This is a genomic window from Arthrobacter sp. T2-23 (assembly GCF_055398325.1).
The window spans coordinates 3,004,527-3,026,421 of the sequence record NZ_AP027917.1; the positions used below are offsets into that span (position 1 = coordinate 3,004,527).

General features: G+C 65.7%; 17 protein-coding genes. 14 read left to right on the forward strand and 3 right to left on the reverse strand.

The annotated features are described in order from the left end of the window. Positions 1–333: 333 nt before the first annotated feature. The 3 genes from ACZ5Z0_RS14075 to ACZ5Z0_RS14085 all read left to right on the forward strand — a co-directional run bounded on the left by ACZ5Z0_RS14075 (position 334) and on the right by ACZ5Z0_RS14085 (position 4,952). Positions 334–2,115 (forward strand): ABC transporter family substrate-binding protein, encoded by a 1,782-nt coding sequence (locus ACZ5Z0_RS14075; RefSeq protein WP_464108960.1) that lies wholly within the window; start codon positions 334–336, stop codon positions 2,113–2,115. A gap of 180 nt (positions 2,116–2,295) precedes the next feature. Further along, entirely contained in the window at positions 2,296–3,837 is a 1,542-nt protein-coding gene (locus ACZ5Z0_RS14080) for an ABC transporter permease (protein ID WP_464108961.1), read from the forward strand. Continuing rightward, positions 3,834–4,952, forward strand: a complete 1,119-nt coding sequence (locus ACZ5Z0_RS14085; RefSeq protein ID WP_395858388.1) for an ABC transporter permease — start codon at positions 3,834–3,836, stop codon at positions 4,950–4,952. The genes ACZ5Z0_RS14080 and ACZ5Z0_RS14085 overlap by 4 nt, the downstream gene beginning before the upstream one ends. Positions 4,953–4,985: 33 nt before the next feature. On the opposite strand, the gene ACZ5Z0_RS14090 is transcribed toward ACZ5Z0_RS14085, so the two are convergent. Continuing rightward, positions 4,986–5,615 carry a PH domain-containing protein gene (locus tag ACZ5Z0_RS14090; RefSeq protein ID WP_464108962.1) on the reverse strand — a complete coding sequence of 210 codons (630 nt, stop codon included), beginning with the start codon at positions 5,613–5,615 and terminating at the stop codon, positions 4,986–4,988. A gap of 79 nt (positions 5,616–5,694) precedes the next feature. Between ACZ5Z0_RS14090 and ACZ5Z0_RS14095 the strand changes: the two genes are divergently transcribed. The 5 genes from ACZ5Z0_RS14095 to ACZ5Z0_RS14115 all read left to right on the forward strand — a co-directional run bounded on the left by ACZ5Z0_RS14095 (position 5,695) and on the right by ACZ5Z0_RS14115 (position 13,302). Further along, positions 5,695–7,521 (forward strand): ABC transporter ATP-binding protein, encoded by a 1,827-nt coding sequence (locus tag ACZ5Z0_RS14095; protein WP_464108963.1) that lies wholly within the window; start codon positions 5,695–5,697, stop codon positions 7,519–7,521. Positions 7,522–7,802: 281 nt separating this feature from the next. Next, a complete protein-coding gene (locus ACZ5Z0_RS14100) occupies positions 7,803–9,443 on the forward strand; it encodes a peptide ABC transporter substrate-binding protein (protein ID WP_464108964.1) in 1,641 nt (546 codons plus the stop codon). Positions 9,444–9,663: 220 nt separating this feature from the next. After that, positions 9,664–10,593, forward strand: coding sequence for an ABC transporter permease (locus ACZ5Z0_RS14105; RefSeq protein WP_138768714.1), 930 nt, complete (start codon positions 9,664–9,666; stop codon positions 10,591–10,593). After that, a complete protein-coding gene (locus ACZ5Z0_RS14110; RefSeq protein ID WP_464108965.1) occupies positions 10,583–11,575 on the forward strand; it encodes an ABC transporter permease in 993 nt (330 codons plus the stop codon). The genes ACZ5Z0_RS14105 and ACZ5Z0_RS14110 overlap by 11 nt, the downstream gene beginning before the upstream one ends. 11 nt (positions 11,576–11,586) lie before the next feature. Continuing rightward, positions 11,587–13,302: an ABC transporter ATP-binding protein gene (locus tag ACZ5Z0_RS14115; RefSeq protein ID WP_464108966.1), complete on the forward strand. Its 1,716-nt coding sequence runs from the start codon at positions 11,587–11,589 to the stop codon at positions 13,300–13,302. Between the two features lie 166 nt (positions 13,303–13,468). Here the strand turns inward: ACZ5Z0_RS14115 and ACZ5Z0_RS14120 are convergent, their stop codons facing one another. Then, positions 13,469–14,356: an SGNH/GDSL hydrolase family protein gene (locus tag ACZ5Z0_RS14120; RefSeq protein ID WP_464108967.1), complete on the reverse strand. Its 888-nt coding sequence runs from the start codon at positions 14,354–14,356 to the stop codon at positions 13,469–13,471. 270 nt (positions 14,357–14,626) lie between these two features. On the opposite strand from ACZ5Z0_RS14120, the gene typA reads away from it, so the two are divergent. From typA to ACZ5Z0_RS14135, 3 genes are all read left to right on the forward strand, one after another. Beyond that, positions 14,627–16,555 (forward strand): translational GTPase TypA, encoded by a 1,929-nt coding sequence (gene typA / locus ACZ5Z0_RS14125; protein ID WP_464108968.1) that lies wholly within the window; start codon positions 14,627–14,629, stop codon positions 16,553–16,555. Positions 16,556–16,603: 48 nt separating this feature from the next. Next, positions 16,604–16,960 carry a hypothetical protein gene (locus ACZ5Z0_RS14130; RefSeq protein ID WP_464108969.1) on the forward strand — a complete coding sequence of 119 codons (357 nt, stop codon included), beginning with the start codon at positions 16,604–16,606 and terminating at the stop codon, positions 16,958–16,960. A 362-nt stretch (positions 16,961–17,322) separates the two neighbouring features. Beyond that, positions 17,323–18,132, forward strand: a complete 810-nt coding sequence (locus tag ACZ5Z0_RS14135; RefSeq protein ID WP_464108970.1) for a type IV toxin-antitoxin system AbiEi family antitoxin domain-containing protein — start codon at positions 17,323–17,325, stop codon at positions 18,130–18,132. A gap of 227 nt (positions 18,133–18,359) precedes the next feature. Here ACZ5Z0_RS14135 and ACZ5Z0_RS14140 read toward each other — a convergent pair whose 3' ends face one another. Then, positions 18,360–18,608: a putative acetyltransferase gene (locus ACZ5Z0_RS14140; protein WP_464108971.1), complete on the reverse strand. Its 249-nt coding sequence runs from the start codon at positions 18,606–18,608 to the stop codon at positions 18,360–18,362. Positions 18,609–18,760: 152 nt separating this feature from the next. Here ACZ5Z0_RS14140 and fdxA point away from each other — a divergent pair, with 152 nt between their 5' ends. The 3 genes from fdxA (at position 18,761) to ACZ5Z0_RS14155 (ending at position 21,763) form a co-directional block, all read left to right on the forward strand. Further along, positions 18,761–19,087, forward strand: coding sequence for a ferredoxin (gene fdxA / locus ACZ5Z0_RS14145; protein WP_056737938.1), 327 nt, complete (start codon positions 18,761–18,763; stop codon positions 19,085–19,087). 12 nt (positions 19,088–19,099) lie between these two features. Continuing rightward, on the forward strand, positions 19,100–20,248 hold the full coding sequence (gene dapC, locus ACZ5Z0_RS14150) for a succinyldiaminopimelate transaminase (RefSeq protein WP_464108972.1): 1,149 nt from the start codon (positions 19,100–19,102) through the stop codon (positions 20,246–20,248). 231 nt (positions 20,249–20,479) lie between these two features. Beyond that, positions 20,480–21,763 (forward strand): citrate synthase, encoded by a 1,284-nt coding sequence (locus ACZ5Z0_RS14155; protein ID WP_138768723.1) that lies wholly within the window; start codon positions 20,480–20,482, stop codon positions 21,761–21,763. The last annotated feature ends 132 nt before the right edge of the window (positions 21,764–21,895 follow it).

A 21,895-nucleotide genomic window follows, 5' to 3' on the forward strand; every position in this document is an offset into this window, starting at 1 on the left:
CATGTGGTGCGGCGGTCCGGTAATTGCGCGTTAACTCGGGAAGACCCTAAAAGCCCCGATCCCCATGAATCGGGGCTTTTTTGCCGCATTCCTCCATATCCCGGAGTTCAGCATCCGTCAATGAATTTTCACAAAATTTACTTTAGGGGGGCGCCAATTGTTGCAGCTCGATAACGAACTATATTTGCGGTCAACTTTCGTGCCGCTCCGCCGCTTCGCGGGTTTACGCTTCATGCCATGTGAGACGGGCCACACTGCCGCTGGGGGAGTGTGGACGTCTGTCTGGCGCCTACGGCGCCGGTCTCATCCACACCACAGAAACAAGGAGGCGGAATGCGCTTCGGTCGTATTTCCAAAGCAGTGGGGGTCGCGGCGGCAGCTGCACTCGCACTGAGTGCCTGCGCCGGCAACAGCGGCGGGACAACCCCGCCGTCGTCTGCCGCGGCCGGCAAAACTGGCGGCTCGGCAACGGTAGTGGAGGTGAACGCGTTCAACACGTTCAACCCCAACACCGCTGACGGCAACACTGACATCAACTCGAAGATCAGCTACGCCACCCACTCGGGGTTCTACTACATCGACAATAAGCTGAACGTTGTACGCAACGAGAAGTTCGGCAAGATGGAAAAGACCTCGGACAACCCGCTGACGGTCAAGTACACCATCAATGATGGCGTTAAGTGGTCTGACGGAACGCCTGTCACCGCCGCCGACCTCCTGCTGCAGTGGGCCGCCTTCTCCGGTTACTACAACGACGCCGATGCGGAAGCAAAGACTGGAACGTCTTACTTCTCCTACGCCGGCGACCCGACCGGCATCGCGCTGACCGACTTCCCGGAAATGGGCGCCGACGGCCGCTCCATGACCATCAAGTACTCCAAGCCCTTCGCTGACTGGGAAATCGCCCTGGGCGGCCCCGGCATTGACATCCCGGCGCACGTCCTGGCCAAGAAGGCCGGCCTGGCCGACACCAAGGCGTTCGTTGACCTGCTCAAGGGCATGCCGCGAGGCGACGCAAAGGCCCCGAAGCCCGTTAGCGCCCCGCTGAAGGCCATGTCGGACATGTGGAACACCGGCTTCGACACGAAGACGCTGCCGGCGGACCCGAGCCTGTACCTCTCCAACGGACCGTACATCGTCAAGAGCGTCAACCAGGACCAGTCCCTGACCATGGTCAAGAACAAGGACTACAAGTGGGGTCCGGACGCGAAGCTGGACGAGATCACCGTTCGCTACATTGGTGACTCGGCCGCCCAGGTCCAGGCGCTGAAGAACGGCGAAGCGGACATCATCGCTCCGCAGGCCTCCGCGGACACCGTTGATCAGCTCAAGGCTCTGCAGAGCCAGGGCGTTACGGTCGACGTCGGAAACCAGCTCTCGTACGACCACATCGACCTGAACTACAGCGGCCCGTTCAAGGACAAGAACGTGCGTGACGCGTTCCTCAAGGCCGTTCCCCGCAAGGACATCGTCGACAAGATCGTCAAGAAGCTTGACCCCAAGGCGGCGCCGCTGGATTCCCAGCTGTTCGTTCCGGACCAGGCTCCCTACGCCGACTCGGTCAAGGACAACGGCTCCGCCGCGTACAAGGATGTCGACATCGAGGGCGCCAAGAAGCTCCTCAACGGCGCCACTCCCGAAGTCCGCATCATGTACAACAAGGACAACCCCAACCGCGTTGACGCTTTCTCGCTGATCCGCGAATCCGCCACCAAGGCCGGCTTCAAGATCGTCGACGGCGGCCTCGGCAAGTCTGACTGGGGCAAGGCCCTGGGCAAGGGTGGCTACGACGCCACCATCTTCGGCTGGATCAACTCGGGTGTGGGCGTCTCCGGCGTTCCGCAGATCTTCAAGTCCGGCAATGACTCCAACTTCAACAAGTTCTCCGATCCCGAAGCCGACAAGCTGATGGACGAACTGATTGTCACCACCGACAAGAGCAAGCAGGATGGCCTCATCCAGCAGATCGACAAGAAGATCTGGGGTTCCTCCTACGGCTTGCCGCTGTTCCAGGCAGTCGGCGTGGATGCTTACAGCGACCGCGTCACCGGCGTGAAGTACATGCCGAACCAGACCGGTGTCTGGTGGAACTTCTGGGAGTGGGCACAGAAGTAGCCGACGACCGCAAGTAACACTTGCTAGCTAAAGGCGTCGGGACCACGGCTTTACGGTCCCGACGCCTTTCTAGCGACACCCCGACGATGGCCCGGCTGCCACCGAATCCCCGCGGCACCCGGCCGAACTCTGCGACCGGTCCTGGCAATCCCTGGGCCCGAATACCGAGGTTGTATTCCAATGGTGACTTACATAGTCCGGCGGCTCATGACAGCCGCCCTCATTCTTCTCGGCGCTTCCTTCCTGGTGTATCTCCTGACAGCGGCGTCCGGAGACCCCCTCGAGGAATTCCGCGCCAACAACTCCCCGCAAAAGCAGTCGCTCATGGACGCTCGCGTCCAGCTCCTGCAACTGGATGTCCCGGCCCCCATCCGCTACTTCAAGTGGCTCGGCGGCGCCGCCCAGTGCCTCATTCCGTTCGCCAACTCCTGTGACCTCGGCAAGAACATCGCCGGCCAGCCTGTCACCGACGCTCTGGGCCACGCGCTGATCCAGACCCTGACGCTCGTTACCGGCGCCACGGTGCTGGCGATCCTGATCGGCATCACGCTGGGCATCATCACGGCACTGCGCCAGTACAGCGCGCTGGACTACGGCGTGACGTTCATGGCCTTCCTGTTCTTCTCCCTGCCGATCTTCTGGGTCGCCGTCCTGCTCAAGGAATTCGGCGCGATCGGCTTCAACGACTTCCTGCGGAACCCGGAGGTACCGCTGCCGGCGGCCCTGGGTATCGGCCTCGGGCTGGGAATCCTGATCGCCGTCGCCGCCGGCGGGGCACCGAGGCGGCGCCTGATCACCGGCGGCATCGTCTTCGCCTTCGTCAGCGCCGTCCTCATCTACTTCTCAGCCACCGAATGGTTCAAGACCCCGGGACTGGGCCCGGTGGTCATCGCCATTGCCGGCGTCGGCATCGCCTTCGCGGTCACCCTGCTTTCGGCCGGGCTCAAGAACCGCAAGGCGCTGCAGTCGGCGCTGATCGCCGTCGCCGTCGGGGTGGTCCTGTACTTCGTCGTGCAGCCGCTGCTGGACCAGGCCACCTTCCTGATGATCGTGCTGCTGGCCATTGCCGCCGTCCTGGTAGGCGTGGGGATCGGCTACTTCATGGGTGGTTACGACCGCGGCCAGTCCATGCGTGCCGCCGGCATCACCTCGTTCCTGGTCGGGGCCCTGATCTTGCTTGACCGCTTTATGCAGGCCTGGCCGAGCTACTTCAACAACAGCCGCGTCCGGGGCCGACCGGTAGCGACCATCGGCGCCAACACCCCCAATATCGAGGGCGACTTCTGGGTCCTGGGCCTGGATTCCTTCACCCACCTGATCCTGCCGACGCTGGCCCTGATCCTGATTTCCCTGGCGAGCTACACACGGTTCACCCGGGCCTCGATGCTGGAAATCATGAACATGGACTACATCCGGACGGCGCGGGCCAAGGGCGTCTCGGAACGCACCGTCGTGATGCGCCACGCCTTCCGCAACGCGCTGATCCCGATCGCCACCATCGTGGCGTTCGACATCGGCGGCCTGATCGGCGGCGCCGTCATTACCGAGTCGGTCTTCTCGGTCCGCGGCATGGGCTTCCTCTTCCTGGACGGCATCTCCCACATCGACCCGAACCCGGTCATGGGCGTCTTCCTCTGTGTGGCCATCACGGCCATGGGTTTCAATCTCATTGCGGACCTCGCGTACTCCGCACTTGATCCGCGCGTAAGGGTAAAAGCATGAGCCAGCCAAGTCAGCAGGACGAAATCATGGCCGAGGAGGCCGCACTGCAGCCAGCCCCCGCGGCCGGCATAGAGCCCATCCTCGAAGCGAAGGGCCTGAGCCAGGGCCAGATTGTCCGCAAGCGTTTCCTCGGACACACCGGCGCGATCATCGGCCTGGTGGTCTTTGCCCTGATCTTCCTGATGGCCTTCACCTCGGTGGGCTACCTGGGCATCCCCGGCTGGTGGAAATACAACCACGAGCAGGTTTCGCCGCTGGTCAACGACGGCGTTCCAACCTCCTCGCTGTGGCCGCTGGCGTGGGGCGAACACCCCTTCGGCCAGGACCGGATCGGCCGGGACCTCTTCGCGATGACCATGCGCGGTGCGCAGCAGTCGATCACCGTGATGGTGGTGATCGGCCTGATCGCGGGCCTGATCGGCGTCGTGGTGGGCGCAATCTCCGGCTATTTCCGCGGCTGGGCGGAAGCCATCCTGATGCGCCTGACCGACGTCATCATCATCATTCCGGCCCTGCTGCTCGCCGCCGTGATGGCGCAGATGGCCGGCCGTCGTGACTCCGGAAGCTGGTTCGCATCGTTTGCCAGCACCAATGGCGTCCTGGCCCTGGGCATCTTCCTGGGCCTGATCAGCTGGGTGAGCCTGGCCCGCCTGATGCGCGGCGAGTTCCTCTCGCTGCGGGAACGTGAATTTGTCGACGCCGCCCGGATTTCCGGCGCGAGCAACGCCCGCATCATTTTCAAGCACATCCTGCCCAACGCCGTCGGCGTGCTGATTGTCAACGTCACGCTGACGATGTCCGCGGCGATCCTCACCGAAACGGCGCTGAGCTACCTGGGCGTCGGCGTCAAGGCGCCGGACACCTCCCTGGGACTGCTCATCTCGCAGAACCAGCAGGCGTTCTCCACCCGGCCTTGGCTGTTCTGGTTCCCGGGTCTGTTCATCGTCCTGATCTGCCTGAGCATCAACTTCATCGGCGACGGGCTGCGCGATGCCTTCGATCCCCGGCAGAAGAAGTTCAACGCCAAAAAGGCCCGCGAGGTAGCGGCGCCGGCCGCGGGGACACCCCCCGAGAAGACCGCCGTCACCGCGTTCGACGGACCCAAGGACAGCTAGGTGCGCTGCAGCGTTGCCCCCGGAGGGAGCCAGCTACTGGGCGGCAACCGTCCAGTAGCTGGCGGCAAGCAGGAGAGCGGCCGCGCCGATGGCGGTCCAGCGGGGCGTCACGACGGCGGCCGTGGTGCCGGCCTCGCCTGCGGCGAGGGCCCCGCTTTCCACCAGGTGTTGCCACCGTGTGCGCACCAGGCGGGCGGCCTGGCCGGAATCGGTGGTCTTCAGGTCACCGGGCCGGACCGATTTCCCGGGGCCGTAGCTGGTGTCGGGAAGCCCGTGCATGTCTTCGGGGCGGGCGTTGCGTCCGCCCCAGATGCCGGGCGCGGGTGCGGCCCACGCCGCGTAGCTGGCCTTCGCAGTGACGAGCGTCAGCGCGTATCGGGTGTCCACATGCACGAGGGCGGCCCAGGGCACCAGGACGGACCGGAACGGGTTCTCCAGGGTCACGCCACCGTCGTGCACCACGACAGCCGGCATCCAGAAGAACTGCCAGCCCAGGAACGCGAGCAGCAGCAGCGGCGCGGTACTTGCCAGCCCCTCGACTCCGGCCGAGGCGACCCTGACTGCCAGGCCGACGGCCGCCACGGCCCAGGACAGCCAGGCGAACCATTTGTTCGTCCGGCCCTTGAAGATTTCAACGTTTCCGGCATCGGGCACAGTGCTCATGCCCCCCATAATTCAGTATTCCGGGTCACAGCACTAATTGCCGGTGCGACGGCGGCCCGGGTGGAAGGAACAACCCATCATGACTGACTTCATCACCCTGGATCCGGCCCCGGCCCCCGTGCCCGGCAAAGGTGGCACCGTCCTGGAGGTCCGTGACCTCAGCGTCGACTTCGGCGTGGACAAAAAGTGGGTCCCCGCGGCGATCGGACTGAACTACGAGGTACGCGCCGGTGAGGTCCTGGCCATCGTGGGGGAGTCCGGCTCCGGCAAGAGCGCCAGCTCGATGGCACTGCTGGGCCTGCTGCCGAGCAACAGCCGGGTCAGCGGCAGCGTCAAGCTCGCCGGCAAGGAACTGCTGGGCGCGAACGAAGCAAACATCCGCTCCGTCCGCGGCAAGGATGTCGCGGTCATCTTCCAGGAGCCCATGACAGCGCTGAACCCGGTCTACACCGTGGGCGCGCAGATCGTCGAAACCATCCGGCTGCACAACGAGGTGTCCCCCGACCAGGCCCGTGAGCGCGCGCTGCGGATGCTCGAACTCGTGGAATTGCCGGACCCGGAGAAAGCCTTCAAGTCCTACCCGCACCAGCTCTCCGGCGGCCAGCGGCAGCGCGCCATGATCGCCCAGTCGCTCTCCTGCGACCCCAAGCTGCTGATCGCGGACGAGCCCACCACGGCCCTTGACGTCACCGTCCAGGCGGAAATCCTGGACCTTATGCGCAACCTGCGCAACAAGCTCGACAGCGCTATCGTCCTCATCACCCACGACATGGGCGTCGTGGCTGACCTCGCCGACCGGATCGCCGTGATGCGCCGCGGGCTGATCGTGGAGACGGGCACCGCGGGGGAGATCTTCCATAACCCGCAGCACGAGTACACCAAGGCGCTGCTGGCCGCCGTCCCGCACCTTGGCCAGGGCGGCGCGGAGAACGACGGCGACGTCGACGTCACGGCCGCCCTCGCTGCCGCCACGCAGGCCGACATCCAGGCCATCCCGCGCTCGGAGCTGCTGCGCCGCGAACGTGAAAACGCAGCCGCGCTGGCCGCCGCGGAGCCGGTGAAGCCGCAGGGCGATCCGGTCCTGGAACTCACCGACGTCGCCATCGAATACCCCAAGCAGGGGCGCGTGCCGGCCTTCCGCGCCGTCGAGGGTGCCAACCTCGCGATCTACCCCGGACAGGTTGTTGGCCTCGTGGGGGAGTCGGGCTCGGGCAAGACCACGATCGGTCGCGCCGCCGTCGGCCTGCTGCCCGTGGCAGCCGGCACCATGAAGGTGGTGGGGCAGGACATCTCGGCGGCCAAGAAGAACGGCCGGCAGCTGCACGACATGCGCCGGCACGTCGGCATGGTCTTCCAGGACCCCTCCTCCTCGCTGAACCCGCGCCTGCCGATCGGCGAGAGCATCGGAGAGCCCATGTTCCTCGCCGGTGTGGCCAAGGGCGCCGAGCTCCAGCACCGGATCGAAGCCCTGCTGGACCAGGTGGAGCTGCCCCGCGACTACCGCAACCGCTACCCGCACGAGCTCTCCGGCGGTCAGAAGCAGCGCGTGGGCATCGCCCGGGCCCTGTCGCTGAAGCCGAAGCTGATGGTGGCGGACGAACCCACCTCGGCGCTTGACGTCTCCGTCCAGGCCAAAGTGCTGGAACTCTTCCAGAACCTGCAGAAGGAACTTGGCTTCGCCTGCCTGTTTGTCACCCATGACCTGGCCGTAGTGGACGTCCTGGCCGACCGGATCTGCGTGATGCAGCGTGGCCGGATCGTCGAACAGGGCAGCCGGGACCAGATCCTGCGGAACCCGCAGGAGCCCTACACCCAGCGGCTCCTGGCTGCCGTCCCGTTGCCCGATCCGGACAAGCAGCGCGAGCGGAGGGAACTGCGGGCACAGCTGCTCACCGGCGCCAGCTAGGCCGCGGTCAGGGGTGATTTTCGGTTAGTGGCGCATAACCGGGAGGCGGCGGGGGCGAATACTACCAGCGAGTATTGTGTGACTTGAAACGCAGGGCGTTTGACGCTAACCGTCATGAACTTGTCGGATCACGGTTTGGCAACGGAGTTCCAACATCCGGACATTTTGCGGTTAGGCTACTTCCATATGTAGGCCACGTCACAGGGGATACCCCTGTGCCCGGGCCTGCCGGGAAGCACAAGTCTCTCCCGAACGAACTCCCACAACTCTTAGGAGGCGGAATGCGTTTTTCGCGCACTTCCAAAGCACTGGGCATGATGGCGATCGCCGCCATGGCCCTGACCGGTTGCGGCGGCGGCGGGTCCAACACCGCCGGCGGCAGCACCGGTGGCGACGCCAGCAAGGTCATCATTGCCGACGGCTCGGAGCCCCAGCGCCCGTTGATGCCGGCCGACACCAACGAAGTTGGCGGCGGCAAGGTCATCCAGATGATGTTCGCCGGCCTGGTCAGCTATGACCCGAACGGCAAGCTCGTGAACGAACTGGCCGAGTCCATCGAAGGCAAGGACGGCCAGCACTTCACCATCAAGATCAAGAAGGACCAGAAGTTCACCAACGGCGAGGCCATCACGGCCAAGACATTCGTCGATTCCTGGAACTTCGGTGCGGCTGCCAAGAACGCGCAGCTCAGCGGCAGCTTCTTCGAGAGCATCAAGGGCTACGACGAGGCCAGCGCCAAGGGCTCCACGGTCGAGACCATGTCCGGCCTGAAGGTCGTCGACGACCAGACGTTCACCGTTGAACTCTCGCAGCCGGAATCCGACTGGCCGCTGCGCCTCGGTTACACCGCCTTCGTGCCGGTCCCGTCCGGCGCGCTGAAGGACCCGAAGGGCTTCGGCGAGAAGCCGGTCGGCAACGGCCCGTACAAGATGGCGGACGGCGGCTGGCAGCACAACGTGCAGATCCAGCTCGTTCCGAACCCGGACTACAACGGCCCGCGCAAGGCCAAGAACGCCGGCGTGACGTTCAAGATCTTCCAGAACGACGACGCCGCGTACCAGGACCTGCTGTCCAACAACCTGGACATCCTGCAGACCATCCCCACGAGCGCCCTGAAGAACTTCAAGTCCGACCTGGGTGACCGCACCATCAACAAGCCGTACGCCGGCAACCAGACCATCGCCATCCCGGAATACCTGCCGGAGTGGAGCGGTGAGGCCGGCAAGCTGCGCCGCCAGGCCATCTCCATGGCCATCAACCGCGACGAGATCACCAAGGTCATCTACAGCGGGGCACGCCAGCCCGCCAAGGACTTCACCGCCCCCGTCCTGGACGGCTACAGCGACTCGATCCCGGGTTCCGAGAACCTGAAGTTCGACGCCGAGAAGGCCAAGGCTGCCTGGGCCAAGGCTGACGGCATCCAGAAGTGGGATGCCGAGAAGACCTTCACCATCGCCTACAACGCCGACAAGGGCGGCCACAAGGCATGGGTCGAAGCTGTTGTGAACCAGCTCAAGAACACCCTCGGCATCAAGGTCGAGGGCAAGCCGTACGCCACCTTCAAGGAAGCCCGCAACGACGCTACCGCGAAGACGCTGACCGGTGCGATCCGCGCCGGCTGGCAGGCCGACTACCCGTCGCTGTACAACTTCCTCGGACCGATCTACAAGACCGGTGCAGGCTCCAACGACGCGAAGTACGCCAACCCGGCGTTCGACAAGGCCATCACTGACGGCCTGAACGCCTCCTCCGTCGCCGAGGGCAACAAGGCCATGAACAAGGCCCAGGAGATCCTCCTGACCGACCTTCCGGCCATCCCGCTGTGGTACCAGGTTGCCCAGGGTGGTTGGAGCGACAAGGTCACCAACGTTGACTACGGCTGGGACGGCGTCCCGCTGTACTACAACATCACCGGCAAGTAACAACTGAACGACGGCGGGGGCTGCCTGGATCGGGGCCTCCGCCGTTGTTTTGCTTCCACACCAATTTCTCCCTGACGGCCAAAGCCTCGGGCGTACTTTCGCCGCCCGGCGACCGTGACATTCCCGGCGTCGGACTGCACCAATAGTGAAAAGGTTCTTTGATGAACAACTCCGCCGCATCCCTGGCCGGGATGCCTGCTGACAAGGGTGTGCTTCGCTGATGGCGACATACATCCTCAAGCGCTTTCTCCAACTGATTCCCGTCTTCCTGGGCGCAACACTGCTGGTCTACTTCCTGGTCTTCAGCCTCCCCGGTGACCCCATCGTCGCCCTGTTCGGAGACAAGCCCGTCAACGAGGCCGTCGCCGCGAAACTGCGGGCCCAGTACCACCTGGACCAGCCGTTCTTTATCCAATACCTGCTCTACCTCAAGAGCATCTTCACCTTCGACCTCGGCCAGGACTTCTCCGGCCGGCCGATCGCCGCGGTGCTGGGCGAGGTCTTCCCGGTGACCGCCCGGCTTGCCGTGATGGCCCTGATCTTCGAAGCCGTCTTCGGCATCATCTTCGGCCTGATCGCCGGTCTCCGTAAGGGCAAGTTCTTCGACGCAACCGTCCTGGTGGCGTCCCTGGTCGTCATCGGCATCCCGATCTTCGTCCTGGGCTTCCTGTTGCAGTTCACCATCGGTGTGCAGCTGGGCTGGGCGAAACCGACCGTCAGTTCAGCGGCCACGGTGCAGGACCTGATCCTGCCGGCCATCGTGCTGGGCCTCGCCTCCTTCGCCTACGTGCTGCGCCTGACCCGCACCTCCGTCATCGAAAACATGAGCGCGGACTACGTGCGCACCGCCACCGCGAAGGGCCTGTCCCGCTTCCGCGTGGTCCGGGTGCACATCTTGCGCAACTCCCTGATCCCCGTCATCACCTTTCTTGGCGCGGATCTGGGCAGCCTGATGGGCGGCGCGATCGTCACTGAAGGCATCTTCAACGTGCCCGGCGTCGGCAACCGGCTCTACCGGGCCGTGCTCTCCGGCGAAGGCCCAACGGTGGTCTCGATCGTCACCGTGCTGGTGCTGATCTACTGCCTCTCCAACCTGCTCGTTGACCTGCTGTACGCCTGGCTTGACCCGAGGATCCGCTATGACTCCTGATTCCAACATCGCAAGGCCGGATGCTTCGGCGCCCGCCGAGCGCCACATCGAGCACTACGTTGCCGACTTTGCCGAGACGCCCCTGCAGGCGACGGACAAGGTCAAGGAGGACCAGGCTCCGCTGAGCCTGTGGGCCGAGGCCTGGCGGAACCTGCGCAAGCAGCCGCTGTTCCTGGTCTCCGCGTTCCTGATCCTCGTGGTCGTGGCCGTATCGCTCTTCCCGGGGCTCTTCTCGTCGATTGACCCGTCTTCCGAGGCGTGCCAGCTGGCCAACTCGGACGGGGGCCCCTCGGCGGGGCACCCGCTGGGCTTCACCCAGCAGGGCTGCGACGTATACGCCCGTGTCGTCTTCGGCACCCGCTCCTCGGTCACCGTCGGCCTGTTCACCACCATCGGGGTGCTGGTGATCGGCGGCATCATGGGCGCCCTGGCCGGTTACTACGGCGGCTGGGTTGATGCGGTGCTTGCACGCATCAACGACATCTTCTTTGCCCTGCCCCTGATCCTCGGCGCCATCGTCGTGATGCAGCTGCCGATGTTCCGGGCCAACCGGACCGCATGGACCCTGGTCCTGATCCTGATGACCTTCGGCTGGCCGCAGATCGCCCGGATCACCCGCGGCGCCGTGATCGAGGTCCGCAACGCGGACTTCGTCACCGCCGCACGGTCCCTCGGCGTCTCCAAGTTCGGGGCCCTCATGCGGCACGTCATGCCGAATTCGCTCGCCCCGATTATCGTGGTGGCCACGATCTCGCTCGGTACCTTCATCGTCGCGGAATCCACGCTGTCGTTCCTCGGAATCGGGCTCCCGCCCAGCGTGATGTCCTGGGGCAACGACATCCAGGCCGCGCAGGCTTCCCTGCGCTCCAACCCGATGCCGCTGCTCTACCCGGCCATCGCCCTCTCCATCACCGTTCTGAGCTTCATCATGCTGGGCGATGCCCTGCGTGATGCTCTCGATCCCAAAGCGCGCAAGCGATGAAAGGGGAAGCCATGAACGCCCCTGTTGAAATCCGCGAAGAAGGTACGGCCGCGCAGCGTCCGCTGCTCGAGATCCGGGACCTGGCGATCAGCTTCAAGACCAGCGGCGGTGTGGTCAACGCCGTCCGCAACGCCCACCTGACCGTGATGCCCGGCGAGACCGTGGCGATCGTGGGGGAGTCCGGCTCCGGAAAGTCGACGACGGCGCTGGCCGCCATCGGCCTGCTGCCGGGCAACGGCGCGGTCTCCGGCGGGCAGATCCTGTTCGACGGCGAGGACATTTCGCACGCCAGCGAAAAGCGCATGATCGAACTTCGCGGCAACAGCATCGGCATGGTCCCGCAGGACCCGATGTCCAACCTGAACCCGGTCTGGAAGATCGGCTACCAGGTCCGCGAGACGCTGAAGGCCAACGGCCTTCCGGACGGTCCGGACGACGTCGCGAAGGTGCTGTCCGAGGCGGGCCTTCCCGACGCAAGGCGGCGGGCCAAGCAGTACCCGCACGAGTTCTCCGGCGGCATGCGCCAGCGTGCCCTGATCGCGATCGGCCTGTCCTGCCAGCCGCGCCTGCTCATCGCCGATGAGCCGACGTCGGCCCTGGACGTCACCGTGCAGCGCCAGATCCTGGACCACCTGGACAAGATGACCACCGAACTCGGCACGGCTGTCCTCCTGATCACCCACGACCTCGGCCTGGCCGCCGAGCGCGCGGACAAGGTTGTGGTCATGTACCGCGGCCAGGTCGTCGAATCCGGGCCGTCCCTGGAACTGTTGCAGAACCCGCAGCATCCGTACACCCAGCGGCTGGTCGCCTCGGCGCCGTCGCTGGCATCACGGCGCATCCAGGTGGCCAAGGAACTCGGCGTCGAGTCGGAAGACCTGCTGGCGCCCGCCGAGGACGTCGTCGTCGAACCGTCCAAGCCTGAGGACGTGCTTCGGATTGAGAACCTGAAGAAGGTCTTCAAGCTGCGCTCCGGCCTTGGCCGCTCCACCGACTTCACCGCGGTGGACGACGTCTCCTTCAGCGTCAAGCGCGGCACCACGACGGCGATCGTGGGGGAGTCGGGCTCCGGCAAGTCCACCGTGGCCCAGATGGTCCTGAACCTGCTTCAGCCCACCGCGGGCAAGATCGTGTTCGACGGCGTCGACACCTCCACGCTGAACAGCAAGGAGATCTTCGCCTTCCGCCGCCGGGTGCAGCCGATCTTCCAGGACCCGTACGGTTCCCTCGACCCGATGTACAACATCTTCCGGACCATCGAGGAGCCGCTGCGGACCCACAAGATCGGGAACAAGGCCAGCCGCGAGAAGAAGGTCCGCGAACTGTTGGACCAGGTGGCGCTGCCGCAGTCCACCATGCAGCGGTACCCTAACGAGCTCTCCGGCGGCCAGCGCCAGCGTGTCGCGATTGCGCGGGCCCTGGCCCTCGACCCGGAGGTCATCATCTGCGACGAGGCCGTCTCGGCGCTGGACGTTCTGGTGCAGGCCCAGGTGCTGAACCTGCTCGCCGACCTGCAGTCCCGGCTGGGCCTGACGTACCTGTTCATCACCCATGACCTCGCGGTGGTGCGGCAGATCGCGGACCACGTGTGCGTGATGGAGAAGGGCAAGCTCGTCGAGACCGGCTCCACGGATGAGGTCTTCGATTCGCCGCAGCAGGACTACACCAAGGCCCTGCTCAACGCCATCCCGGGCGCCCGGCTCATGCTTCCTCCGGAAGTTGCCTGACCGGCACACCCGCTGACGCAGCAGACCGGCTAACGAAGGAGCCGGTGTCCACCCCGCGGGGTGGACACCGGCTCCTTCTGTCGTTGTGAGCCTGGTGGCGTTGTGAGCCTGGTGGCGTTGTGGGTCTGGTGGCGTTGTGGGTCTGGTGGCGAGCGGCGCCTCAGGGTCAGCGGACCGCGGCGGTGTCGTCCGCCCGGACGCCCATCTCCTCCAGGCGCTGGCCCAGCAGCACGCCGAGGGCGTCGTTGCCTTCGGCAGTCATGTGCGTGCCGTCCGCCAGCAACCGGGTGAGGTTGTACCTGCTCAGCCAGTCACCCACGCTCACGAAGGGGATCTCCTGCTTGGCCGCGATCGTCCCGAGCAGGGCATCGACCTGGGTGCGGCGGCCGCCGCCGTAATTCGCGCCGCGGGCCAGGGTTCCGATCATCAGGAGCTTGCTGCGGGGGTAACGCTGCCGGAGGGTCGCGATCAGCCGCTCCGCGTTGGCGACGATCTGGGCGTCGGTGGCCCCACGGGTGGCGTCGTTGCCGCCGCCCTGGATGACCACCAGCGGCGGGGACCCGTAGGGAAGTTTCCAGTCGCCGCGCTGCAGAGCGTCGATGTAATTGCCGGTCTTGCCGTTCGCCGCGACGAATCCGGTGCCGCTGAGGCCGCAGAAGAACACGCCGTAGCCGGCCTTGCCCAGGCCCTGGCGGGTCCACGCGGTGGGGGGTTCGGACTGCGAGTCACCGATCAGCACGGCGGTGTGCCGGATGTCCGCAACGATCGCCTCGTCACGTCCATTGGCGGGATTGCGGTAAAGCGATCCCTCCGGCAGGGTTTCGGGGTCCGGGCCCGTGACGAACTGGGACTTCGCGCCCAGACCCGCGGCGACGGGCTCGCCCGGGGCGCCGGCGGGGACGCGGATGGTCTTGCCGCGGGCGTCTTGCCCGGCATTAACGCTGGGCGCTGGAGCGGCGGTGGACTGGATCGGGCTTTGGCCGCAGCCGCCCAACAGTACGCCTGCGGCGATCATCGGTGCGACGAAGCGGTACCGGGCCGAGGCGTTGCGCATTGATGTCTCCGGGCTGGCGTGCTGTTATCACAGCCATCATGGGGCACGCCCGGCCGAAAACCAAGTGACATTGCTCACGTGGCGGGCGTGTTTCTCGCCAGTTGGCACCCGGGTGCGCTCCGCCGGCCGTCGCGTTTTTAGGCCAATAAATGCCCTAGCGTCTAGAATGGATGAAGGTGCCCTGTGCCAAAGGGACTCATCCGTCGTGCGTTCCGGTTGGAAATGTCGCGATACAACAGCTGACTTCACCACTGAATCGAGCAATAACGCATGTCTGAAACCACCACCAACACTGCGGTAGCCACTGCATCGCGCAGTGACCTGCGCAACGTCGCGATCGTGGCCCACGTTGACCACGGCAAGACCACCCTGGTCGACGCCATGCTCAAGCAGACCAACTCCTTTGCCGAGCACAACCACCTCGAAGACCGCGTCATGGACTCCGGTGACCTGGAACGCGAAAAGGGCATCACCATCCTGGCCAAGAACACCACCGTGGCCTACAACGGTCCGTCCTCCAAGGGCGAGACCATCACGATCAACGTGATCGACACCCCCGGCCACGCCGACTTCGGCGGCGAGGTCGAGCGCGGCCTGTCCATGGTCGACGGCGTCGTCCTCCTCGTCGACGCTTCCGAGGGCCCGCTGCCGCAGACCCGCTTTGTGCTGCGCAAGGCCCTGGCCGCGCACCTGCCGGTGATCCTCCTGGTCAACAAGACCGACCGCCCCGACGCCCGGATCGAAGAAGTCGTGCACGAGTCGATGGACCTGCTCCTCGGCCTGGCCTCCGATCTCGCGGACGAAGTTCCGGACCTGGACCTGGACAAGATCCTCAACGTGCCCGTCGTCTACGCCGCCGCCAAGGTTGGCCGCGCGTCCCTCGAGCAGCCGGCCGACGGCACCGCCCCGGAGAACGAGGACCTCGAACCGCTCTTCAAGGCCATCATCGAGCACATCCCGGCACCGACCTACAACCCGAACGGTGTCCTGCAGGCGCACGTCACCAACCTGGACGCCTCCCCGTTCCTCGGCCGCCTCGCCCTGCTGCGCATCTACAACGGCACCCTCCGCAAGGGCCAGACCGTTGCCTGGGCGCGCGCCAACGGTGAACTGAAGAACGTCAAGATCACCGAGCTGCTCGCCACCAAGGCCCTGGACCGCGTCCCGGCCGAGTCCGCAGGCCCGGGCGAGATTGTCGCCGTCGCCGGCATCGAGGAAATCACCATTGGTGAGACCCTGACCGACGCCGAGAACCCGCAGCCGCTGCCGCTGATCACCGTGGACGATCCCGCGATCTCCATGACCATCGGTATCAACACCTCGCCGCTGGCCGGCAAGGTCAAGGGCGCCAAGGTCACCGCCCGCCAGGTCAAGGACCGCCTGGACAAGGAACTGATCGGTAACGTCTCCATCAAGGTGCTCCCCACCGAGCGTCCGGATGCCTGGGAAGTCCAGGGCCGTGGCGAGCTCGCGCTGGCCATCCTGGTCGAGCAGATGCGCCGCGAAGGCTTTGAACTGACTGTCGGCAAGCCGCAGGTTGTCACCAAGACCATCGACGGCAAGGTCCACGAGCCGATGGAGCACATGACCATCGACGTGCCGGAAGAGTACCTCGGCGCCGTCACCCAGCTCATGGCAGCCCGCAAGGGCCGCATGACCAACATGGCCAACCACGGCACCGGCTGGTGCCGCATGGAGTTCATCGTTCCGGCCCGTGGCCTGATCGGTTTCCGCACCAAGTTCCTCACGGACACCCGTGGCGCCGGCATCGCCGCCTCCATCTCCGAAGGCTACGAGCCGTGGGCCGGCCCGATCGAATACCGCACCAACGGCTCGATGATCGCCGACCGCGCCGGTGTTGTGACGCCGTTCGCCATGATCAACCTGCAGGAACGCGGCTCCTTCTTCGTCAAGCCCACCTCCGAGGTCTACGAGGGCATGATCGTTGGCGAGAACTCCCGCGCCGACGACATGGACGTCAACATCACGAAGGAAAAGAAGCTCACCAACATGCGTGCCGCTTCCTCGGACACCTTCGAGAACCTGACGCCGCCGCGCGACCTGACCCTCGAAGAGTCCCTCGAATTCGCCCGGGAAGACGAGTGCGTCGAGGTCACTCCGGATGCCATCCGCATCCGGAAGGTCATCCTGGACACCAACGAGCGGGCCAAGGCCAACCGCGCCCGCGCCAAGGTCTAGTCTCCGCGTTTTCGCGCTGAGGCCTTTGTGAACAGAAGAGCTGCCGGTATGGCAGGCGGCATTGCCGCCGCCGTGCCGGCAGCTCTTTTTGCTGCCCTCGCAGGCACCATGCTGCATGGGCAGCACCTGGTGGTTGACGGCGTCGATCTTCCGTGGGGCGCCGTCGCCGCGTTGGTGCTGCTGGGCGCCGTCGAGCTCTGGCTCGGCGCCGCCTTCCGGTCTCCACTCCCAACGGCAGCCTGCGGTGCCCTGTGCTACGCGCTGGCGGGCTGGTGGTCCACCCTGGGTCCAGGCAAGCGCCTGATCATCGGGGACCTCGCCGGGAATGTTTGGGTGTACGGCATCGTCGGGGTCACGCTCATGACGCTGGCCTGGAGCCGGCGCTACGCACGGCGGAGCCGGTAGCGCACTGCCCCCGGGAGGGACATGCCCATCCTTGGTTCATCCGGACGGACATGCCCGTCCTTCGACCAACCCCCTGGGCATGCCCGTCCTCCGTCCCCGCACTGATTGGACATGCCCAGCTTTCATTCACGCTGATGAGCATGCCCGCCGTTCGCGACCGCCCTGGCGGGACATGCCCATCCTTCGTTCCCCAGAGTGGACATATGGGCACAATGTCCACTGCTCGGGCCGTGCACTGGACATGTCCGTCGGCCGGGAAGGGACATGTCCATTCCCGGCCGCCGCTTCGGCGGCCACCCGCTTGTGCACATAGCGGGAGCCAGGGCTGTTGCGCTCGGCCCGGCCTCGAAACCATGGTGCGCATGGTCAAAATCAATGAAGTCATGTCAAGCTACGACGGCGTTGCGCGAGCCAAGCATCTGGCAGCTGCCGGGATATCGGGCTTTCAACTCCGGACGGCCCTGGCATCGGGCGCCGTCGCCCGGGTGTCCCGCGGCGTGTACGCGACGCCGGGAGCAGACCCTCTACTTATCGCTATCCGTTACCTCCCCGCCGAGCCCGCGTGTGTCAGTGCAGCGCATTTCGGCGGCCTGTGGGTCCTCGAAGCGCCTCAGCAACCACACGTCGGACTCACCCATAGCCGGACCTATCCGGGTTTCGTTTGCCACCGGTCGACTCATCCACCGACCCTGCTGGACACGGTGGTGCAGAGCCTGCGCTGCCTGCCGGAGCTTAACGGTCTTGTGATTGCCGAATCCGCCGTCGTACTGAAGGGACTTCCCTTGGCGTCGCTTCGCCTGCGCCTGGCCGGCCGGAGTGACGCCCGGGAGCGCAGGATCGTCGCATCCATCGTTCCGCAGTCGCAATCGGTCATCGAGTGCCTCGCGCGGTTCCACCTTCGGCGCGCAGGCTTCCACGTTGAATCCCAGGTCAACGTCACGGGGATGGGACATCTGGATCTCAAGGTCGACGGGCGGCTCGGAATCGAGACCGACGGCGCCGGCTTTCACATGGACCGGTTGAGTTTCGAAGAAGATCGACGCCGGTGGAATGTCACCACCAGACTGGGGGTTCCCACCCTGGTCGTCACCTATCCGCTGCTCAAATACCGGCCGGAGGAATTCATCGCCATGGTCCGGGAGGCGCTCAACCGGATCTCCGCCGCCGCGTGAATCCTGCCGTTGCGGGATTGGAGCTGTCTGTGCCGCGAGCAATGGGCATGTCCGTCGGGGCGTCCCAGCGGGAATGGGCATGCTCTCCCTGCAGAGCGGCGGATGGACATAACGGCACTATGTCCATCCTTCGAACCTCGGAACGGACATGTCCCTTGGCGGAGGGCGCAGCCGATGGGCATGCGCGTCGGCGCGACTTGGGGATGGGCATGTCCGTCGCGGGCGGCCTAGGGGAGGAAATGTCCACGGGGGCGGCGCGGCGGGGCCGGCGGGACTGCCTTGGCGGCCACCACCAGCCCGAGGGCAACGACGACGTCGGACCGCCGGGTCCGTACGGTGCACTCCCTGGCGGTGCGGGCCACCAGCTCGCCCAGGGCATCCGTCAGGCCGCCCTCAACCCTGTAGCGCACCACCACGCGGGTCCCCAGCGGGGCGTCGGAGAGGAACTGCTGCGGCTGGGGGATCGGTGAACTCACCCGTCCATCGTAGGGTGCGCGGGCTCTGTGACGCCCGGCTAGGTTCGCGGGACCGGGCTGGGAGATAATAGGCTCAGAAGTCAGCAGCCCGGCGCTCAGGCCGGGAGCAAAATCCGGCGGGATGCCGGAACCAACGTGGAGAGGCCAGGGACGTGACGTACGTAATCGCGCAGCCGTGTGTAGATGTCAAAGACAAGGCATGTATCGAAGAATGCCCCGTCGATTGCATCTACGAGGGTGAGCGTTCCCTGTACATCCACCCGGATGAGTGCGTGGACTGCGGTGCCTGCGAGCCGGTGTGCCCCGTCGAGGCCATCTACTACGAGGATGACACCCCCGAGGAGTGGGCCGACTACTACAAAGCCAACGTCGAGTTCTTCGACGTCCTCGGCTCGCCCGGCGGCGCTGCAAAGATCGGCAACACCCACACGGACCACCCCATGATCGCCGCGCTGCCGCCGCAGAACCAAGACAACTAGGACGGCATTCCGGTGACTTCTGCGGTGCGCAGTTTCGGCCTCAGCCTGCCCGACTACCCCTGGGAGGCGATGGCACCCTACCTTGCGCGCGCCGCCGCGCATCCCGGGGGAGCGGTCAACCTCTCGATTGGCACCCCGGTCGACGCCACGCCTGCCCTCGTCCAGGAGGCGCTCCGGGCGGCCGCCAACGCCCCCGGGTACCCCACGGTGCACGGCACGCCGGCACTCCGGGAAGCGATCGCTGCCTGGTTTGACCGCCGCCGCGGCGTCCCCGGGCTGGATCCGCAGAACGTCATGCCCACCGTCGGGTCCAAGGAACTCGTGGCCTGGTTGCCGTTCCTGCTCGGCCTCAAGCCGGGCGACGTCGTGGTGCGGCCCACCGTCGCCTACCCCACCTACGACATCGGCGCCACCTTCGCCGGCGCCGAGCACGTGGCCGCTGACGACACCGACGAGCTCGACGCCGACACCAGGTCCCGTGTCCGGCTCGTCTGGGTTAACTCACCCGCCAATCCCACCGGCAGCGTCCGCGACGCCGATTCGCTCAGGCGGATCGTCGGCCAGGCCCGGGAACTCGGCGCCGTCGTCGCCTCCGACGAGTGCTACGCCGAACTCGGCTGGGGCGAGTGGGACGTCCAGCGTGGCGGCTCCCCCGTCCCCAGCATCCTGGACCCTCGGGTGGCCGAAGGGTCGCACGAGGGTCTGCTGGCGGTCTACTCGTTGAGCAAGCAGTCCAACCTCGCCGGCTACCGCGCCGCGTTCGTGGCCGGCGACGGCGCGATCATGGCCAACCTGGTCAACAGCCGCAAGCACGCGGGCATGATCGTGCCCTACCCGGTCCAGGAAGCCATGCGCGTGGCCCTCGGCGACGACGGGCACGTGGCCGCGCAAAAGGACCTCTACCGCGGACGCCGCGAACGCATTGTCCCGGCGCTGGAGCGTTTCGGGCTGACGATCCACGAATCCCGTGCCGGACTCTATCTCTGGGCCTCCGCGGGCGAGGCCAGCTGGGATACCGTCGGCAGGCTCGCCGACCGCGGCATCGTCTCGGGTCCCGGCGTCTTCTACGGGGACGCCGGCCACGGCTTCATCCGGGTGGCACTGACCGCTACGGACGAACGGATCGACGCCGCCGTCGAGCGGCTGGCTACGGGACCGTAACAATGCTGTGATGCCGGACACAAGAAGCGCGATTTGGACGCTTTGGAGAAGTCCCGGATTAGTGCCACCCGGGAACTGGCGGTAGTTTTTAACTGACTATCAATGGTGGCTTTCCACAAGAAGGCAGCGCAGCCGTTGGAACCCGTGTCCAGACACGGGCTCCGTGGGCCGCTTCACCAGATGTTGGATCAAGCTTTCAACAGGGGCCCTGGCGCCTCATGAGGAGAATCCATGACTGAGACCACCAGCGCAACCCTGCGTCATGCGGGCGGCGAGCTCGAGCTCCCCCGCATCAAGGTTGTTGAAGGGAACGAAGGCTACGACGTTTCCAAGCTGCTGAAGCAGACCGGCGCAGTTGCCTTCGACCCCGGTTTCATGAACACCGCGGCCACCACCTCGGCAATCACCTACATCGACGGCGACGCCGGCATCCTGCGTTACCGGGGCTACCCGATCGAGCAGCTCGCCCAGCACTCCAGCTTCCTGGAAGTCTCCTACCTGCTGATCTACGGCAACCTGCCGACTCCGGCCGAGCTGGAGGCGTTTGACCAGCGGATCCGCCACCACACCCTGCTGCACGAGGAGCTCAAGGGCTTCTTCAGCGGCTTCCCCCGCGACGCCCACCCGATGCCGGTGCTGTCCTCCGCCGTGTCCGCGCTGTCCACGTTCTACCAGGACTCGCTGGACCCGTTCAACGCCGAGCAGGTTGAGGTCTCCACCTACCGGCTGCTGGCGAAGATGCCGGTCATCGCCGCGTACGCGCTGAAGAAGTCCGTCGGCCAGCCGATGCTGTACCCGGACAACTCCCACAACCTCGTGGAGAACTTCCTCCGCCTAAGCTTCGGCCTGCCGGCCGAGCAGTACGAGGTGGACCCGGTGGTGGCCAAGGCCCTGGACCTGCTGCTGATCCTGCACGCGGACCACGAGCAGAACTGCTCCACCTCCACGGTGCGGCTGGTTGGCTCCTCCAACGCCAACCTCTTCGCCTCCGTTTCCGCCGGCATCAACGCCCTCTTCGGCCCCGCCCACGGCGGCGCCAACGAGGCCGTGCTCAAGATGCTCCGCCAGATCCAGGCCGACGGCATCAAGCCCGAGGACTACATGGAGAAAGTCAAGAACAAGGAAGACGGCGTCCGCCTGATGGGCTTCGGGCACCGGGTCTACAAGAACTACGACCCGCGCGCCAAGATCGTCAAGGCCACCGCCCACGAGATCCTCAGCAAGCTCGGCGGCAACGACGAACTCCTGGACATCGCCCTCCGCCTGGAAGAGAAGGCGCTGCAGGATGACTACTTCATCGAGCGCAAGCTCTACCCGAACGTGGACTTCTACACCGGCCTGATCTACAAGGCCATGGGCTTCCCGGAGAAGATGTTCACCGTGTTGTTCGCGATCGGCCGCCTGCCGGGCTGGATCGCGCAGTGGCGCGAAATGATCAGCGACCCGAACACCAAGATCGGCCGCCCGCGGCAGCTCTACACGGGAGAGCCGGAACGGAACTACCCCTCCGTCTAAGCACAACCCGTCCACGACGCCGGCCGCGCACCTCGAGCATGAGGTGCGCGGCCGGCGTCGTTGCTGCCGGGGGCAGGTGACCCGGCCCTGGTGCTGGAGTTGCTGGTGCGACCGGCGTGGGAGGACGGCGTG

Excerpts from the sequence above, each read along its gene's own strand:
- ACZ5Z0_RS14075 (WP_464108960.1), top strand. The coding sequence starts at position 334 with ATGCGCTTCGGTCGTATTTCCAAAGCAGTGGGGGTCGCGGCGGCAGCT.
- ACZ5Z0_RS14080 (WP_464108961.1), top strand. The coding sequence starts at position 2,296 with ATGGTGACTTACATAGTCCGGCGGCTCATGACAGCCGCCCTCATTCTT.
- ACZ5Z0_RS14085 (WP_395858388.1), top strand. The coding sequence starts at position 3,834 with ATGAGCCAGCCAAGTCAGCAGGACGAAATCATGGCCGAGGAGGCCGCA.
- ACZ5Z0_RS14090 (WP_464108962.1), bottom strand. The coding sequence starts at position 5,615 with ATGAGCACTGTGCCCGATGCCGGAAACGTTGAAATCTTCAAGGGCCGG.
- ACZ5Z0_RS14095 (WP_464108963.1), top strand. The coding sequence starts at position 5,695 with ATGACTGACTTCATCACCCTGGATCCGGCCCCGGCCCCCGTGCCCGGC.
- ACZ5Z0_RS14100 (WP_464108964.1), top strand. The coding sequence starts at position 7,803 with ATGCGTTTTTCGCGCACTTCCAAAGCACTGGGCATGATGGCGATCGCC.
- ACZ5Z0_RS14105 (WP_138768714.1), top strand. The coding sequence starts at position 9,664 with ATGGCGACATACATCCTCAAGCGCTTTCTCCAACTGATTCCCGTCTTC.
- ACZ5Z0_RS14110 (WP_464108965.1), top strand. The coding sequence starts at position 10,583 with ATGACTCCTGATTCCAACATCGCAAGGCCGGATGCTTCGGCGCCCGCC.
- ACZ5Z0_RS14115 (WP_464108966.1), top strand. The coding sequence starts at position 11,587 with ATGAACGCCCCTGTTGAAATCCGCGAAGAAGGTACGGCCGCGCAGCGT.
- ACZ5Z0_RS14120 (WP_464108967.1), bottom strand. The coding sequence starts at position 14,356 with ATGCGCAACGCCTCGGCCCGGTACCGCTTCGTCGCACCGATGATCGCC.
- typA (WP_464108968.1), top strand. The coding sequence starts at position 14,627 with ATGTCTGAAACCACCACCAACACTGCGGTAGCCACTGCATCGCGCAGT.
- ACZ5Z0_RS14130 (WP_464108969.1), top strand. The coding sequence starts at position 16,604 with ATGGCAGGCGGCATTGCCGCCGCCGTGCCGGCAGCTCTTTTTGCTGCC.
- ACZ5Z0_RS14135 (WP_464108970.1), top strand. The coding sequence starts at position 17,323 with ATGGTCAAAATCAATGAAGTCATGTCAAGCTACGACGGCGTTGCGCGA.
- ACZ5Z0_RS14155 (WP_138768723.1), top strand. The coding sequence starts at position 20,480 with ATGACTGAGACCACCAGCGCAACCCTGCGTCATGCGGGCGGCGAGCTC.